This window comes from Nocardioides astragali (genome assembly GCF_024436375.1).
Lineage (GTDB): Bacteria > Actinomycetota > Actinomycetes > Propionibacteriales > Nocardioidaceae > Nocardioides > Nocardioides astragali.
In genome coordinates this window covers 78,776-94,750 of record NZ_JAFMZM010000008.1, presented here as the reverse complement: position 1 = coordinate 94,750, position 15,975 = coordinate 78,776, and the positions used below count along the sequence as shown (strand labels likewise).

General features: G+C 71.2%; 14 protein-coding genes. 3 read left to right on the top strand and 11 right to left on the bottom strand.

Annotation, left to right across the window (positions count from 1 at the left end; genetic code table 11):
* The first annotated feature begins 40 nt into the window (after positions 1–40).
* Together J3P44_RS23860 and J3P44_RS23855 are read left to right on the top strand one after the other, a co-directional pair.
* Positions 41–1,054, top strand: coding sequence for a hypothetical protein (locus J3P44_RS23860; RefSeq protein WP_255893013.1), 1,014 nt, complete (start codon positions 41–43; stop codon positions 1,052–1,054).
* Positions 1,054–2,205 carry a hypothetical protein gene (locus J3P44_RS23855; RefSeq protein WP_255893012.1) on the top strand — a complete coding sequence of 384 codons (1,152 nt, stop codon included), beginning with the start codon at positions 1,054–1,056 and terminating at the stop codon, positions 2,203–2,205. The genes J3P44_RS23860 and J3P44_RS23855 overlap by 1 nt, the downstream gene beginning before the upstream one ends.
* A gap of 52 nt (positions 2,206–2,257) precedes the next feature.
* Here the strand turns inward: J3P44_RS23855 and J3P44_RS23850 are convergent, their stop codons facing one another.
* From J3P44_RS23850 to J3P44_RS23810, 9 genes are all read right to left on the bottom strand, one after another.
* Positions 2,258–3,298, bottom strand: a complete 1,041-nt coding sequence (locus tag J3P44_RS23850; protein ID WP_255893011.1) for a MaoC family dehydratase — start codon at positions 3,296–3,298, stop codon at positions 2,258–2,260.
* 71 nt (positions 3,299–3,369) lie between these two features.
* Positions 3,370–4,200, bottom strand: a complete 831-nt coding sequence (locus J3P44_RS23845; protein ID WP_255893010.1) for a DUF1707 SHOCT-like domain-containing protein — start codon at positions 4,198–4,200, stop codon at positions 3,370–3,372.
* 34 nt (positions 4,201–4,234) lie between these two features.
* On the bottom strand, positions 4,235–5,245 hold the full coding sequence (locus tag J3P44_RS23840) for a sugar phosphate isomerase/epimerase family protein (RefSeq protein ID WP_255893009.1): 1,011 nt from the start codon (positions 5,243–5,245) through the stop codon (positions 4,235–4,237).
* Positions 5,245–6,405: a Gfo/Idh/MocA family protein gene (locus J3P44_RS25690; RefSeq protein ID WP_255893008.1), complete on the bottom strand. Its 1,161-nt coding sequence runs from the start codon at positions 6,403–6,405 to the stop codon at positions 5,245–5,247. The genes J3P44_RS23840 and J3P44_RS25690 overlap by 1 nt, the downstream gene beginning before the upstream one ends.
* 25 nt (positions 6,406–6,430) lie before the next feature.
* Positions 6,431–7,273 (bottom strand): sugar phosphate isomerase/epimerase family protein, encoded by an 843-nt coding sequence (locus J3P44_RS23830; RefSeq protein ID WP_255893007.1) that lies wholly within the window; start codon positions 7,271–7,273, stop codon positions 6,431–6,433.
* Positions 7,274–7,398: 125 nt separating this feature from the next.
* On the bottom strand, positions 7,399–8,649 hold the full coding sequence (locus tag J3P44_RS23825; RefSeq protein WP_255893006.1) for a substrate-binding domain-containing protein: 1,251 nt from the start codon (positions 8,647–8,649) through the stop codon (positions 7,399–7,401).
* Positions 8,649–9,764, bottom strand: coding sequence for an ABC transporter permease (locus J3P44_RS23820; protein WP_255893005.1), 1,116 nt, complete (start codon positions 9,762–9,764; stop codon positions 8,649–8,651). The genes J3P44_RS23825 and J3P44_RS23820 overlap by 1 nt, the downstream gene beginning before the upstream one ends.
* Complete coding sequence (locus J3P44_RS23815; RefSeq protein WP_255893004.1) at positions 9,761–10,903, bottom strand: ABC transporter permease; 1,143 nt, start codon at positions 10,901–10,903, stop codon at positions 9,761–9,763. The genes J3P44_RS23820 and J3P44_RS23815 overlap by 4 nt, the downstream gene beginning before the upstream one ends.
* Positions 10,900–12,408: a sugar ABC transporter ATP-binding protein gene (locus J3P44_RS23810; protein ID WP_255893003.1), complete on the bottom strand. Its 1,509-nt coding sequence runs from the start codon at positions 12,406–12,408 to the stop codon at positions 10,900–10,902. The genes J3P44_RS23815 and J3P44_RS23810 overlap by 4 nt, the downstream gene beginning before the upstream one ends.
* Before the next feature lie 95 nt (positions 12,409–12,503).
* Here J3P44_RS23810 and J3P44_RS23805 point away from each other — a divergent pair, with 95 nt between their 5' ends.
* The gene (locus J3P44_RS23805) at positions 12,504–13,694 is read left to right on the top strand and encodes an ROK family transcriptional regulator (RefSeq protein WP_255893002.1); all 1,191 of its coding nucleotides are present in this window, start codon (positions 12,504–12,506) and stop codon (positions 13,692–13,694) included.
* Here the strand turns inward: J3P44_RS23805 and J3P44_RS23800 are convergent.
* The gene (locus J3P44_RS23800) at positions 13,691–14,728 is read right to left on the bottom strand and encodes a hypothetical protein (RefSeq protein ID WP_255893001.1); all 1,038 of its coding nucleotides are present in this window, start codon (positions 14,726–14,728) and stop codon (positions 13,691–13,693) included. The two genes, J3P44_RS23805 and J3P44_RS23800, sit on opposite strands and share 4 nt — an antisense overlap.
* 35 nt (positions 14,729–14,763) lie before the next feature.
* Complete coding sequence (locus J3P44_RS23795) at positions 14,764–15,957, bottom strand: acyl-CoA dehydrogenase family protein (RefSeq protein WP_255893000.1); 1,194 nt, start codon at positions 15,955–15,957, stop codon at positions 14,764–14,766.
* Positions 15,958–15,975 lie beyond the last annotated feature (18 nt).

Sequence of the window (15,975 nt, the reverse complement as noted above, 5' to 3'; positions counted from 1 at the left end):
GAGGAGTCTGCCCGCCCGCGCCGCCTCATAGGATCACCCCATGGCCCGCCGCGTGTTCCTCCACTGCGGGACCGCCAAGTCCGGCACGACCTACCTCCAGGACCTCTGGTGGCATCACCGCGGCGCCCTGCGCGAGCGCGGCCTGCTGCTGCCGGGCACCGCCCTGCGTGACCACTTCCACGCCGCGGCCCTGGTCAAGGGCATGGACGTGATCCTCGACGAGCTCGGTCCCGGTGAGCGCCGGGTCTGGCAGCGGCTCGTCGACGAGACCCGCGCGTGGTCGGGCGACGCGCTGATCAGCCACGAGCACTTCTCCGACTCCTCCGCGGGGGCGGCCGCCGCGGCACTGGCCGACCTCACGTCCGCGGCCGACGAGGTCCACCTCGTCGTGACCGTCCGCGACCTGGGCCGGGTGCTGCCCTCGGCCTGGCAGCAGCGGGTCAAGCAGGGCGCCCGCCAGCCCTACGGCAAGTTCCTCGCGACCGTGCGCCGCGGCCGCGACGACCAGAAGTTCTGGCGCTACCAGGACGTCCCGGGGATCCTCGCGCGGTGGGCGGTCGGCCTGCCGCCGGAGCGCGTCCACCTCGTCGTCGTACCTCCCGCCGGCGCGCCGCGCGACGAGCTGTGGCTGCGCACCGCCGCGGTGCTCGGCGTCGACGTCGACGGCCTGGACACCGAGCCGCGGCTGCCCAACGACTCGCTCGGCATCGTCGAGGCCGAGCTGCTGCGGCGGGTCAACGCGGTCGTCCCGCGCCAGCGACGCTCGGTGGCGCTGACCCGCCTGACCAAGGGCGCGTTCGCGCGCGACCTCCTTGCCGGTAGCGCGCCGCGGGAGTCCTTCGTGCTTCCGGCCAAGCACGCGGGCTGGGTGCGCGAGCGGTCCGAGCAGATGGTGGCCACGCTCCGCGAGGGGGCGTACGACGTCGTGGGCGACCTCGACGACCTGCTGCCCGCCGGACCGCGTTCGGGCCGCACACCCGACCAGACGACCGACGCCGAGCTGCTCGCCGCGGCGACGACCGTGGTGGCCCGGATGATCGAGCGGTACCGCTGATGGCCCGACGCGTCTTCGTGCACATCGGCACCCCCAAGTCCGGCACGACCTACCTCCAGAGCCTGTGGTGGCACAACGCCGCCGACCTGGCCGAGCAGGGGCTGCTGCTGCCCGGCGGCTCGGCGGACGTCCAGTTCCAGGCGTCCGCGGTGGTCCGCGACAACGCCGGGGTGCTGGCGACGATGACCGAACGCCAGCTGGGCGCCTGGGACCGGCTGGTCGAGGAGGTCGGCGCGTGGGAGGGTGACGCGCTGATCAGCCAGGAGCAGCTCGTCGAGACCTCGCGCGAGGACGCCGATGCCGCGCTCGCCCGGCTGCAGGCGGTCGCGGACGAGGTGCACGTGGTGGTGACGGCCCGGGACCTGGTGCGCCAGGTGCCGAGCGCGTGGCAGCAGCGGGTCAAGCACGGGTCGTCGACGACGCTGCGGAAGTTCTTCACCCGCGCCGCCAAGGACGACCCGGCCTTCAACTTCTGGCACCACCAGGACGTGCCACGGATCCTCGAGCGGTGGGCCTCCACCGTGCTCCCCGAGCGAGTCCATGTCGTGGTGCTGCCGCGCCCGGGCGCCGATCCCGACCTGCTGTGGCACCGGACCTGCGAGCTGCTCGGCATCGACGACACGGGGCTGTCGCTCGACACACCGGTGGCCAACGAGACGCTCGCGCCCGCCGAGATCGCCTTCCTGCGCGGCGTGAACGCGCACTTCCCCAACGCCCACCTCGACGTCGCGCTGTCGCGCCGGGTCAAGGGCTTCATGGAGCCGCGGCTCGGCGCGGCTTCCCCCGCGCGCACCGCCCCGCGGATCGCCCCCCGGATCTCACTGGCTCCCGACATGCACGGCTGGCTGGTCGAGCGAGGCAACCGGATGGTCGACGAGCTCGCCGCGGCCCCGTGGCACGTCGTCGGCGACCTCGACGACCTGCGACCCGACCCCGAGCCGGGCGACGGCCTCGACCCCGACGCCGTGCCGGACGCCGAGGTGCTGGAGGTGGCCGTGTCCTTCATCGCCGCCGAGCTGCTGGCACGGGCGGAGCAGCCGGACACGCCGACGGCTTCCGGAACGGTGCCCGAGGGGGATTCCTCGGCCGCAGAACCCCCCTCACGCACCGCCCTCGCGAGGGTCGTACGCCGACTCACCGGGAGGCGGTGAGCCAAGGGGATTCCTGCGATCAGGAATCCCCCTCACGCACCGCCCAGGAGTCTCAGCGCGGGACGAACGCCCAGTAGTCCAGGTCGAGCAGCACCCCGTCGGCGTACGTCCCGTCGTCGGTGCGCAGGGTCATGGTCTCGTCGCGACCCTTCGTCGCCACCAGCCGCAGCCTGAGCGCGCCGACACCCGGGGCGTCCACCTCGGCCTTGTCGAGCACCTCCGACCACGCGTACAGCGTGTCCCCGGCGAACGCAGGCGCCACGTGGGCGCCCGCATTGATCGCCGCGACCAGCTGGGCGTTGGCCAGCCCGTTGAAGGAGAGGGCGCGCGCCAGCGAGATCACATGGCCGCCGTAGACGAGCCGGTTGCCGTCGGGCCGCGCCTCGGTGTTGAAGTGCACCTTGGCGGTGTTCTGCCACAACCGGGTCGCCATCATGTGCTCGGCGTCGGTGAGGGTGACGCCGTCGACGTGGTCGATCCGCTCTCCCACCTCGTAGTCTCCGAACCGGTGGGGCGAGCCTGCAGCAGCGACGTCGTACGAGCTGAAGTCGAGGCCGGGCGGCACCACCAGGTCCTCGGCCGCCACGCTCTGCGCCAGGGACGGTACGACGGTCTCCGGGGCGGGAGCGCCGGCGTCGCGCTTGTGCACCATCACCCAGCGCGCCCAGTCGATGGCGACCTCGCCGCGCTGGTTGGTCGCGGTGGACCGCACCCAGACGACGCCTGCCCTCCCGTTGGAGTTCTCCTTGAGGCCGATGACCTCCGAGCGGGTCCGCAGGGTGTCTCCTGGCACGACGGGGACGTGGAAGCGGCACTCGGCGTAGCCCAGGTTGGCGACCGCGTTGAGCGAGACGTCCGGCACGGTCTTGCCGAAGGCGATGTGGAAGCCGATCAGCTCCTCGACCGGGTGCGCGGGAAGCCCGATGGAGGAGGCGAACTCGGCCGAGGACGGCAGCGCGAACCGCGTGGGGTAGATGGCGCCGTAGAGCGCCCGGTCGCCCTCGGTGACGGTGCGCGGGGTGGCGTGCTCGATGACCTGCCCGACGGCGAAGTCCTCGAAGAAGTTGCCGGGATCGGTCTTCGCAGCGCTCATGCTGCCCATCGTGCCGCAGCGCAGCCTGCCGTGACCCGCACCGTCACGTGGGCTCTGTCACAAGGTGGGAGTCAGGACGCGTAGGGGTGGCGCCGCGTGATCTCGCCGCTCGGCGTGCTGCTGAGGTAGCCGGACTCGTTGAACGTGTTGCCGATGTAGATGTTGAGCTCGGTCGGCTCGGCGCCCCACCGGATCAGGAGCGCATGCGTGAACCTGCCCTTCTCCACCCCGAGGACGCGTCGGGCCGTGGCGATGTTGTCGAACAGGCGGCGCACGTCGACCGTGCCGAGGTCGACGCGCTGGTGGGGCCCGGCCACAGCGGCAGCCTGGGTGTCCTGGCGCCACTGGCCGTCCCACGCCCACCGCTCCATCCGCGGTCGCGAGCCGCGCACGGGGACCTGGGCCTGGATGCGGTCGGGGAAGAAGGCGACCTCGAAGGCCTCGAGCGTGCCGAACTTCCTCTCGTAGGACGTCACGAACCTCCGCACGTCCGCCGGGGTCATCTCGAAACCGTCAAGCTCGTTGACGGGAGAGGCGGACGCCGAGGACTCGACCGCCCACGTCGGGGTCGAGGTGGCGGAGTCCTGCTCGCTGCCGGCGAACATCACCAGCGGGGCCACCGCGACGAGCAGGCCCACAACCGCGACAAGTGCGACGAGCACCCATGCCACCGGCCGCGGACGGGCTGCCGGCAGGGCCGGCGAGGGGCGTACGACGTCGTGACCCGGAGGGCGCTGCAGGTCCCGCGTCAGCGCCTCGAGCTCGTCGAGGGTCGCCGCGGAGAGCGCGCGGCTGACGCGCAGCTCGCGGTCCTGGTCACCGATCTGCCCGTCGACGTAGGCCGCCTCGATGAGCTCGACGAACCGGTCGCGGTCCTCGTCCTTCGCCCGGAACCCCCTCATGCCGGGGAGTCTAGGGCAGGCCGGAGCCTGCGGCTCAGCTCGCCGACTGCTTGCTGAACGCGGCGTCGAAGGACTGCGCGGGCGGCTCGAAGTCGAGCGAGCGGAGGTGCGCGAGCGCCTCGGGGGCACCGACGAGGCGGTCCATGCCGGCGTCCTCCCACTCGACCGAGATCGGGCCGTCGTAGCCGATCGCGGTGAGGGTGCGGAAGCAGTCCTCCCACGGGATGTCGCCGTGACCGGTCGAGACGAAGGTCCACCCGCGCCGCGGGTCGTCCCACGGCAGGTGCGAGGAGAGGATGCCGTTGCGGCCACCGCCCATCCGCATCCGCGTGTCCTTGCAGTCGACGTGGTAGATCCGGTCGGCGAAGTCGCTGATGAAGGCGACCGGGTCGATGCCCTGCCACATCATGTGGCTGGGGTCCCAGTTGATGCCGAACGCCGGTCGGTTGTCGAGGGCGTCGAGCGCGCGCCGGGTCGTCCAGTAGTCGTAGGCGATCTCGGAGGGATGGACCTCGTGTGCGAACCGCACCCCGCACTCGTCGAAGACGTCGAGGATCGGGTTCCACCGGTCCGCGAAGTCCTGGTAGCCCGCCTCGATCCGCTCGGCGGGCACGGGCGGGAACATGGCGACGTACTGCCAGATCGAGGACCCGGTGAAGCCCACGACGGTGCGCACGCCGAGCTTCTGCGCCAGCCTGGCGGTCAGCTTCATCTCCTCGGCCGCACGCGTGCGGACACCTTCGGGGTCGCCGTCGCCCCACACCCGCTCGCGCACGATCGCCTGGTGGCGGAAGTCGATCGGGTCGTCGCAGACGGCCTGCCCGGTGAGGTGGTTGGAGATGGCGTGCAGCTGGAGGCCGTGCTCCTCCAGGATCCCGAGTCGCTCGGCGACGTAGGCGTCGTCGTCCCAGCGCCACGCGTCGAGGTGCTCACCGGACACCGCGACCTCGAGGCCGTCGTAGCCCCACCCGGCGGCGAGCCGGGCCACCTCCTCCAGCGGCAGGTCGACCCACTGGCCGGTGAACAGGGTGAACGGTCGACCCATCAGATCCGCCCCACTCCCACGTCGACTCCGACATGGGCGCCGTCCTGCTCGGCGCTGGCCTCGATCGCGGCCAGCACCCGTTGCACAGCGAGCCCGTCCTCGAACGACGGCGTCGGCTCCTGCCCCTCCTCGAGGGCAGTCAGGAAGTCGGCGGCCTGGTTGGTGAACGTGGCGTCCCAGCCCAGCACGTGTCCCGGGGGCCACCACCCGTCGATGTACGGGTCGCTCGGCTCGGTGACGAGCACGCGCGAGAAGCTGTCGGCACCGTCGAGGCACACGTCGAGGTGGTTGAGCGACTCGAGGTCGAAGCGCAGGGCGCCCCGGCTGCCGTAGACCTCGATGCCGAGCGCGTTCTTGCGACCGCTCGCCATCCGGGACACCTCGAGGCTGACGACCGCGTCGCCGCTGGTGCGCAGCGTGCTCCAGGCGGCGTCGTCGACCGTGACGTCCTCGGGACCGTCCTGCCCGGTCCGCTGCGGCACGAACGTCCTGGTCAGCGCGTTGACGCCGCTCACCTCCTGGCCGAGCAGGAAGCGCACCTGGTCCACCGCGTGGGACGCCAGGTCGCCGAGTGCGCCCGAGCCGGCGAGCTCGCGACGCAGCCGCCACGTCATCGGCGCCGACTCGTCGGCCAGCCAGTCCTGCAGGTAGGCGATCCGCACCTGGCGCACGTCGCCGAGCCGTCCGGCCGCGATGTGTTGCCGGGCCAGCGCCAGCGCCGGCACGCGGCGGTAGTTGAAGCCGACCATCGAGTGCACGCCACGCTCGCGGGCGGCCTGCGCCGTGGCGACCATCTTCTCGGCCTCGGCGAGGGTGTTGGCGAGCGGCTTCTCGGCGATCACGTGCTTGCCGGCCTCGAGCGCGGCGATCGCGACCTCGGCGTGCAGGTGCCCGGGGACGCAGACGTCCACGATGTCGATGTCGTCGCGCTCGATCACCGCGCGCCAGTCGGTGGCCGACTCGGCCCAGCCGTACTGCGTGGCCGCCACCGTGACGGCGTCCGCGTCGCGGCCGACCAGCACCTGCTGGCGTACGTCGGGAGCGCCGGGCCGCAGTGCCGCGACGTTGCGCCACGCGTGCGAGTGCGCCTTGCCCATGAAGGCATAGCCGATGACGGCGACACCCGGTGTCCCGATCGAGGCGCTCGATGAGCTGGTCACGTCGTTCTCCTGAATGTTGTGTCGCTCAACCGAGCGATCGGAGGAAGGCCAGCCCGTCGCGGGCCAGGTCGTCCTGTGTGGGTGCCAGCGGCCGCCAGATCGAGGCGGCCGTGGCGATGGACGCGTTGTCGGCGGTGAAGCTCTCGATGTTGAGGGGACCGCCGTAGCCCACCTCGTCGAGCGCGGCCACCAGCGCCGGCCAGTCCGTCTGGTCGCCGCCCGGGGCACCACGGTCGCTGCCGCAGACCTGGACGTGCGCCAGGTGGGTCCCCGCGGCGCGGATCGCGTCCGCGCTGGAGCGCTCCTCGATGTTGAGGTGGTAGGTGTCCAGGGCCAGGCCGAGCCCGTCGCCCAGCAGCGGCTGGAAGGCGGTCAGTGCCTGGTCGACGGTGTTGACCAGGGACGTCTCGTAGCGGTTGAGCGGCTCGATCCCCAGCCGTACGCCCTGCTCGAGCGCGTGGTCGACCACGGGCGCGAGGTGCGTACGGACGTCGGCGTAGGCCGCGGCCCGCTGGTCGGCGTCCATCCGCCAGACCCGGCCGGTGGAGGCGTAGAAGGGGCCGCAGACGGAGGTGGCCCCGACTCCGGCCGCGAAGTCGATGCAGGCCCGCAGGTAGTCCTGCGTGGCGGCGACGTGGACGGGGTCGACCAGGTCGCGCCCCGGCGCCATCGCCCCGACGACGTACGGCGTCAGCCCGGTCTCGGCGAGAGCGTCACGGACCGCGGCGACGGTGAGGTCACCGGGGTTCTCCAGCGGCAGCTCGACCGCGTCGAACCCCATGGCGGCGATCCGTCGCAGCAGGTCGACCGCGTCCGCATCGGTGAGCGGCGAGGTCCAGACCCAGGTGTTGACGCCGATCTCGCGCATGGCGGGACGTCCTTCCGGTCGGCTGGGGAGGGATGGGGAGGGATGGGTCGGGCGAGGGAGTCGGTGGGCCGGGCTCGGGCCCGACCCACCGACTTCCCCCCGGTGGAGCTTGGATCAGCCCCGGATCAGGGGATCTGGCGCTCCTGCCACACCTCGGGGTAACCCGGCAGGTCCTCGCCGCCGAACTTGGCGTAGTGGCCGTCGGGCATGCCCTCGTTGGCCTCGAGGTAGTCGGCACGCTCGTCCTCGGTGATCGGCGTCTGCGGCAGCACCCACTCCTTCGGGACCTCCTCGCCGGCGAAGATCTTCTCGAGCGCGAGGAGCGGGGTGCGCCACTGGAAGTTGGAGTAGACGGGCGCAAGGCCGGTCAGCCCGGTCTCCTCCCACTTGCGCAGGAAGCTCATCTCGTCCTCACCGGTCATGACCGGGTAGTCGGCACCGAAGTCCTCGAAGGCCTCGATCGCCGCGACTCCACCGTCACCGGCGTCCATCCAGACACCAGCGACCTCACCCTTGTTGAGCTCGTCGGTGATGATCGTCTTGATCTTGGTGGGGTCGGCTCCGGTGAAGTAGTCGACCGCCTCGATGCCGTTCTCCTCGAAGAGCTTCTCGGCCGCGGCCCAGCGCTGCTCCAGCACGTCGACGCCGGGCAGGATGCGCAGCGCGATGACCTTGTCGCCCTCCTCCAGGTTGTCGATGAGGTACTCGGCGGTGTCGATGCCCCACGCGAAGCCACCGATCGGGTGGATGAAGGTGGTGGCGCAGTCGGTCTCGACGCCGCGGTCGAAGACGACGACCGGCTTGCCGGTGTCGCACGCGCGCTCGACCGCGTCCGTCAGGGCTGCGGTGGAGTTGGGCGAGATGATGAAGGCGTCGCAGTTGCCCTCGGAGATGAAGTAGTCGATGTCGGCGATCTGGGTGTTGTCGTCGTCGCCGGCGTCGCGGGTCTCCATCTCGGAGATGACGCCCTCGTCGACGAGGACCTCGAGCTGCTGGTTCATCGTGATCCAGCCGGTCTGCCGCCACGGGTTGGAGATCGAGGCGTTGGCGAAGCAGGCCTTCTTCGCCCCCTTCGAGGCGAGCTTGGAGGTGTCGGTCATCTCGCCGTCGATGTACTGGAGCCAGGGCTGCTCCGGGTTACCCTCGAAGGTCGCCGAGCGCTGCTCGTACTGCGTGTCGTAGACCTCCTGGTCGAACCACTCCTCCGAGCTCTCGGTCTCCTCGGAGCCTTCCTCGGGCGACTCGGCCGAGTCAGCAGGAGCCTCGGACGCACTGGTGTCGTCCGTGGGGTCCTCGGTGCTGCAGGAGGTGGCGAACACCCCGAGCAGCAGGGCCGAGGCCACGGCCAGCGGCGCGCGGTGGATGTTTCGGCGCATCAGTTTTCTCCTGTTTCAGTGCCCGGGCGGGCAGGGGTGGGTGATGGTGCTGCTGATGGAGTCGGGGATGCCGGCGTACGAGAGGGGCGGCGGCCCAGCGTCCAGGCGCGGGCGGCAAGCGCGACGGCGAGGATGATGATCAGTCCCTGGACCGAGTTCCTCCACGTGGACTCGACCTCCTGGAAGTTGAGGAACGAGAAGAGCAGCTCGAGGGCGAAGGCGCCGGCAGCGGCGGAGAGGACCCAGCCCCGGCCTCCGCCCAGGACCACGCCACCCAGCACGACGGCAGTGATCGCCTGGAACTCGTAGCCGGCACCCACCGACGGGTGCACGCCGGCGTAGCCGACGAGGAGGATGCCCGCGACGGTGGCCGCGAGGGAGGAGAGCATGAAGGCCCGCGTCTTGACCCACCACACGTGCGAGCCGGCCAGGCCGGCGGCGTCGGGGTTGTCGCCCGAGGCGATGAGGGTGCGACCGAACGGCGAGCGCATCAGCCAGACGCTGGCCACGGCGACGACCGTCAGGATGATGACCGGGTAGGGCAGGACGTCCAGGACCGGCACGTCCTGGAGACCGCCGCGGCCGATCTCGCGGAAGCTGTCGACGGGGTTGCCGGTCGCCGCGCCACCGGTGAGGTAGCGCACCAGTCCCCCGAGGGCGAGCATCGTGCCGAGGGTGACGATGAAGCTGGGCACCTTCAGCAGCGTCGTGCACAGCCCGTTGACCAGTCCGACCACCGCACCGATCGCCAGCATGAGCGCGATCGCGGGGAGCACGCGGGACTCGTCGTCGCCGATGTAGTTGCCGGCGATCACCACCTGGGTCGCGATCACCGCACCCATCGAGAGGTCGAACTCGCCCGCGACGATGACGTAGTACTGCCCCATCGCCGCGATCGCGATCGGCGCCGTCCGGCCGATGAAGCGGATCAGCTGGGGCGGCTCCCCGAACGACGGGTTGGCCCACACCACGGCGATGAAGAGGACGGCCGCCAGCAGGAAGACCGCACCACCCGGGGTGACGGCGCCGCGCAGCAACCGCTGGAACAGCGAGCCCTCGCTGGCGGGGAGGACGTGGGTGTCCCGACGGTCCGGGGTCGAGGTGATGGCGCTCATGCTGGGTCCTGGTCGGTCGGCTTCGAGGGACTGGCGAGCAGCGGGACGGGCAGCGGCAGCACCCGGTCCGGGCCGAACCGTGGTGGACGGCGTACGACGCTGCGGCGGGCGTAGACGGCCACGGCCAGCACGATCACCAGGCCGCGGACGAAGTCCTTGAGGAACGGGTTGACCTGCATGACGCCCATGACGTTGTCGAGGACCGCGAAGATCGCGACGCCGCCGATGGTGCCCACCACGCTGCCCTTGCCGCCGGCCAGCAGCGTGCCGCCGAGGACCACGGCCGCGATGGAGAGCAGGTCGTAGCGCCCCTGGGAGCCGATGGTGGGCAGGCCCACCCCGGTGCGCGAGAGGAGCAGGAGCCCGGCCACACCGGCCAGGAAGGAGCAGATGACGTGGGCGGCGATCACCGGACCGGCGGTCCGGACGCCGGACATGCGGGCGACCTCGCGGTTGCCGCCCACGGCGTAGAGGTGGTGGCCGAGCCGCGTGTAGCGCAGCACCAGCGTCACGAGCAGCGCACAGACCAGCAGGACGATGAAGGCCGTGGGGATGATGCCGGCGATGCCGCTGCGGCCCAGCAGGCTGAGGTCGGGTGCGGCGGCCCCGTGGCTGCCCTGGTAGTTGGTGGCGAGGTAGCCGCTGACGATGAGGCCCACGCCCAGGCTGGCGATGAAGCCGTGCACGTCGAGCAGGCTGACGAGCAGCCCCATCACGAGGCCGATCAGGACCGACAGCGCCAGCGTGTTGAAGACCGCGGCCGGCACGTTGGAGTCGAGGCCCTTCATGCCGCCCGCGGCGACGAGCGTGGCCAGGCTGACGACGTAGGGCACCGACAGGTCCAGGCTGCCGACGAGGATGACCAGCGTCTGCCCGATGGCGATCAGGCCGAGCACGCTCATCGCGGTCAGTACGGCCCAGATGTTGCCCTGCGTGAAGAAGTTGCGGCCCTCGACGGCGGTGAGCACGGCCGAGGCGACCACGACGCCGACCAGGACCAGGTAGATCAGTGCGGTCGAGTCGAGGCGGCGCGCCCCGCGTGGTCGCGCGGCGCGGCGACGACGTACGGACTCGGGGGCCTCGGCCGAACCGGAGGTGGTGGCCGGGGTGCTGGCGGGGGTGCTGGCGGGCGTGCTCATGCGGCGTCCCCCTCGGTCGCGGCTCCGGTGGCCATGGCCAGCACGGCCTCCTCGCTCGCCCCGGCCGGCAGCTCGCCGGCCAGGGTGCCGTCGCGCATGACCAGGATCCGGTCGGACATCCCGATCACCTCCGGCAGCTCGCTGGAGACCATGAGCACGGCGACGCCTTGCCGGGTGAGCTCGCGCATCAGCTCGTAGACGCGGTGCTTGGCACCGACGTCGATGCCACGGGTGGGCTCGTCCATCAGCACGACGAGTGGATCGATGCTCAGCCAGCGGGCGAGCACGACCTTCTGCTGGTTGCCACCGGAGAGGAACTGCACCTCCTGGCCGAGGCTGTGCGCGGAGACCTCGAGGTTGGACAGCACGCCCGGCATCTCGCGGCGGGCCGCCGCGGTGCGGCGGGGGAAGACCGCGCGGACCACGCCGAGGGAGTTGTCGAGGATCGACTGGTTGAGCGCCAGGCCCTTGGCCTTGCGGTCCTCGGTGATGAACGCCAGACGGGCGCGTACGCCTTGCCGCGGGCTGCTCACCTGCAGCGGGGCGCCGTCGAGGCTCACGCTCCCGCGAGCCACCGGGTGGACGCCGAAGACGGTCTCCAGGAGCTCGGTGCGGCCCGAGCCCTGCAGGCCGGCCAGTCCGACGATCTCGCCGGCGCGGACCTCGAGCGAGACGTCGTCGACATAGGCGTTGCCGACACCCTCGAGGGAGAGCCGGACGTCGCCGACGGCCACGTCGACCGGCTTGTCCGGGAAGTACTGGGTCAGCGGCCGGCCCACCATCAACCGCACCAGCTCTCCCTCGGTGAGGTCGGCAGCCGGTCGGGTGGCGACGTGCTGGCCGTCCTTGAGGATGGTGATGGTCTGGCAGAGCTCGAAGATCTCCTTGAGCCGGTGGGAGACGTAGAGGATCGCCACCCCGCGCTCGGTGAGCCGCTGGATGATGGAGTAGAGCAGCTCGACCTCGTGGTCGGCGAGCGCGGCCGTGGGCTCGTCCATCTGGATCACCTTGGCGTCGAAGCTCACCGCCTTCGCGATCTCGACGATCTGCTGCTCGGCGACCGAGAGGTTGCGCACGAGCGTGCCCGCCTTGAGGCCCGCGACGCCCAGCCCCTCCAGGAGCTCCTCGGTGTCGCGGCGCATGCGCGCGGTGTCGATGGGGCCGAACGCGCCGAAGCGGCGCGGCTCGCGGCCGAGCCAGATGTTCTCGGCGATGGTGCGCTCGAGGAGCAGGTTGAACTCCTGGAACACGGTCGAGACCCCGGCCCGCTGGGCCTGCACGGGGTGGCTGAAGGAGACCTCCTGGCCGGCGACGACGATCGTGCCGCTGTCGGGGGTGTAGACCCCGGCCAGCATCTTCATGAGCGTCGACTTGCCGGCCCCGTTCTCCCCCACCAGTCCGTGGACCTCTCCGGGGTCGAGGGCGAGGTCGAGGTCGGCCAGCACGGTGTTGCCGAAGAAGCTCTTGGTCATCCCGGTGGCGACGAGGGCGTGAGTGTCGGACACCCGGCAACTGTGGCATGCGTCACCGGCTTTTGTCGAGCACCTTCCAAAAGTGTTACCTCTAGCGTGCAAAGTCGTGCATGTGCTTGACTCCGACCGTGCGCACCGGTGAGCTCTTCGACCTCCTCCGTGACGGAAGGCCCTGGACCCGCGCCCAGCTGGCCGAGGCGACGGGGCTCGCCCGCTCCACGATCACGGCTCGGATCGACACCCTCATGCGGCTCGGACTGGTTGCGCCGTTCGGCGGCGCGCGCTCCACCGGAGGTCGCCCTCCGGCGCTGTTCGCGATCAACCCCACCGCCAAGCTGGTCGTGGGCATCGACGTCGGCGCGACCCACGCACGCGCAGCCCTGACCGACCTCAACGGCACCATCCTCGGCGAGGTGGACGCGCAGATCGCGGTCGCCGACGGCCCCGAGCCGGTGCTCGCCTGGGTCGTGGAGTCCGTGCGCGACCTGGTCGCCGCCGGCAACCGGCCGATCGAGGACCTGGCAGCCATCGGCATCGGCCTGCCCGGCCCGGTCGAGCACTCGACCGGACGCCCGATCAACCCGCCGATCATGCCGGGCTGGGACCGCTACGACGTGCCCGGCCACCTCCAGGAGCAGTACCCGGTGCCGGTGCTCGTCGACAACGACGTCAACATCATGGCGCTGGGTGAGCGGCGCCGGCACCTGCGCGACGTCGACGACCTGGTGCTGATCAAGGTGGCCACCGGCATCGGTGCGGGCATCGTCTCCGGCGGCGTGCTGCAGCGCGGCGCGCAGGGCACCGCGGGGGACCTCGGACACGTCCGGGTCCCCGGCGCGGACGACATCCTGTGCCGCTGCGGCAACACCGGCTGCCTCGAGGCGGTGGCCGCCGGACCGGCGCTCGCGGCCGCGGTCCGCGCGCAGGGCGAGAGCGCCGAGACCGGCGGCGACGTCGTCGAGCTGGTGCGGGCCGGCAGCCAGCCCGCGATGGCGGTCGTGCGACAGGCCGGGCGCGACATCGGCGAGGTCGTCGCCACCATGGTCAACCTGATCAACCCCTCTGTGGTCGTGATCGGCGGACAGGTCGCCGGCGCCGGCGAGCACCTGCTGGCCGGGATCCGCGAGTCGGTCTACCACCGCTCGCTCCCGCTGGCCACCGAGCACCTGCGCATCGTGACGTCCCGCGCCGGTGGTGAGGCGGCCGTGCTCGGCGCGTCCGCGCTGGCCATCGAGCACGTCCTCTCCCCCGAGGTGGTCGAGGCCGCCAGCGAGGCACTCGCGGCCGCGGACGCGGAGGCCGAGGCCGCCGGAGCCTAGTCCTCGGCCTCGGCCTCGGCCTGGGCCGACCGGGTCAGCGCGACGAGGAGGCCGGCCAGCCCGGCCAGGGCGGCCTCGCTGACCTCCCGTTCGTCAAGGGTCTCGGGATCGATGCCCGGCACGTCTGCCGGCGTCAGGTCGGCCCAGTCGCCGACGAGCCGTACCCCGAGGTCGACGAGCCCGGCCTGCTGCGCGTCGGCCTCCTCCGTCACCCAGGGCAGGACGCCCAGGCCGATCGCAGGCTCGGAGGGCTTGCGGGCCGCCAGTACCTGCTTGGTCAGGAGCCGCTTGCGGAGCTGGTGACCCTGCGGGAAGGGCAGGCCCTCGCCATCGAGCAGCTGGTTGAGCCGCCGCATCGCCGTCGCCGACGCCGCGCCCAGGGACTCGTTGGGGTCGGGCGCGGACGTGAGACCGACGAGCTCCGGCCCCACCAGGCTGGCGAGCCGGTCCCACAGCAGCTCGGGCGGTGCACCGGGCGGCGGCACGGTGACCACCGTGACGTGCTCGGAGCCGAACACTGATCCCCAGGTGCGCGCGATCCGCGCCAGGTCCTGCTGGATCCAGAAGGCCCGGCCCGCCTCCGTCTCCGGCGCACCGGTGCGCGCGCTCGGACGGTCGGTGCGCGCGCCGATGACGTAGTCGTGCCACCCCCACGTCCGACCGTTCTGCACGGTCTCCTGCCACATCGCCGGGATGCACCGGTTGAGGTCGCGGGCGGTGATGACCACCTCCACCTCTGCCGCCACGGAGTCCCGCAAGGCCTCGACGACGTCAGCCCGAGCCGGCCCCAGCAGCTCCATGGAGATGATCGACGTGCCGTCGTGGCGCGAGACCGCCGCCGCGTGCTTGTCCCACATCGGCCCACCGCCACGGAGCAGCTGCTGGACCGCCAGCACCTGGCTGCGCCGACGCTGGCCCGGCACCCGGATGCCGCGCTCCTGCAGGAGGTCGCGGTGCGCGAACAGGCGCGACTGGATGAAGGTGGTGCCCGACTTCATCGCCCCGACGTGCAGGACGAGACGACCACCGGGCATGCCGGGATCCTAGTGTGGGCCGCTGGACGGGCCGGTCAGCGGAGCTTGTAGTCCTTGAGCAGACTGCGGCCGATGATCATCTTCTGGATGTCGGAGGTGCCCTCGCCGATGAGCATGAAGGCCGCCTCGCGGTAGAGGCGCTCGATCTCATACTCCTTGGAGTAGCCGTAGCCCCCGTGGATCCGGAACGAGGCCTCGACGACCTCGTTGCAGTACTCGCTCGCGAGCATCTTCGCCATGCCGGCCTCGACGTCCATGCGCTGGCCGGAGTCCTTCATCCGGGCCGCCTTCACCATCATCGTGTGGGCGGTCTCGACCTTGGTCGCCATCTCGGCGAGGCGGAACAGGATCGCCTGGTGCTCGGCGATCGGCTTGCCGAACGTCTCGCGCTGCTGGGAGTAGGCGATGCCGAGCTCGAAGGCCCGGTTGGCGATGCCGCAGGCCCGGGCGGCGACGTTGACGCGGCCGACCTCGACGCCGTCCATCATCTGGTAGAAGCCCTGACCCGGCTCACCGCCGAGGACCTGGTCGGCCGAGACGCGGTGGTTCTCGAAGATCGCCTCGGTCGTGTCGACGCCCTTGTAGCCCATCTTGTCGATCTTGCCGGGGATCGTCAGCCCCGGCGCGGTCTCGCCGAAGCCGGGCTCCTTCTCCACCAGGAAGGTCGTCATGTTGCGGTAGACGCTCTCGGCACCCTCGTCGGTCTTGGTGAGCACCGCGATCAGCGTCGAGGACCCACCGTTGGTCAGCCACATCTTCTGGCCGTTGATGAGGTAGTCGTCACCGTCCTTGACCGCCTTGGTCGTGATGGCCGACACGTCGGAGCCCAGACCGGGCTCGGACATCGAGAACGCGCCGCGGACCTCGCCGGTCGCCATCTTGGGGAGGTACTTCTGCTTCTGCGCCTCGGTTCCGTGCTGCATCAGCATGTAGGCCACGATGAAGTGGGTGTTGATGACGCCCGACACGCTCATCCAGCCGCGGGCGATCTCCTCCACGCACAAGGCGTACGTCAGCAGCGACTCGCCGAGCCCGTCGTACTCCTCGGGGATCATCAGACCGAAGATGCCGAGCTCCTTGAGGCCCTCGACGATCTCGGTCGGGTACTCGTCCTTGTGCTCGAGCTCGGTGGCGACCGGGATGATCTTCTCGTCCACGAACTGCCGCACGGCCTTGAGGATCTCGATCTGGTCCTCGGTGAGACCGTCGGTCTGGCAGAGACGAGGCATGTGGTGGCTCCTGAGCAG

Bases quoted from the DNA above. Each gene is read 5' to 3' on its own strand.
- J3P44_RS23860 (WP_255893013.1), top strand. From the start codon at position 41: ATGGCCCGCCGCGTGTTCCTCCACTGCGGGACCGCCAAGTCCGGCACG.
- J3P44_RS23855 (WP_255893012.1), top strand. From the start codon at position 1,054: ATGGCCCGACGCGTCTTCGTGCACATCGGCACCCCCAAGTCCGGCACG.
- J3P44_RS23850 (WP_255893011.1), bottom strand. From the start codon at position 3,298: ATGAGCGCTGCGAAGACCGATCCCGGCAACTTCTTCGAGGACTTCGCC.
- J3P44_RS23845 (WP_255893010.1), bottom strand. From the start codon at position 4,200: ATGAGGGGGTTCCGGGCGAAGGACGAGGACCGCGACCGGTTCGTCGAG.
- J3P44_RS23840 (WP_255893009.1), bottom strand. From the start codon at position 5,245: ATGGGTCGACCGTTCACCCTGTTCACCGGCCAGTGGGTCGACCTGCCG.
- J3P44_RS23830 (WP_255893007.1), bottom strand. From the start codon at position 7,273: ATGCGCGAGATCGGCGTCAACACCTGGGTCTGGACCTCGCCGCTCACC.
- J3P44_RS23825 (WP_255893006.1), bottom strand. From the start codon at position 8,649: ATGCGCCGAAACATCCACCGCGCGCCGCTGGCCGTGGCCTCGGCCCTG.
- J3P44_RS23820 (WP_255893005.1), bottom strand. From the start codon at position 9,764: ATGAGCGCCATCACCTCGACCCCGGACCGTCGGGACACCCACGTCCTC.
- J3P44_RS23815 (WP_255893004.1), bottom strand. From the start codon at position 10,903: ATGAGCACGCCCGCCAGCACCCCCGCCAGCACCCCGGCCACCACCTCC.
- J3P44_RS23800 (WP_255893001.1), bottom strand. From the start codon at position 14,728: ATGCCCGGTGGTCGTCTCGTCCTGCACGTCGGGGCGATGAAGTCGGGC.
- J3P44_RS23795 (WP_255893000.1), bottom strand. From the start codon at position 15,957: ATGCCTCGTCTCTGCCAGACCGACGGTCTCACCGAGGACCAGATCGAG.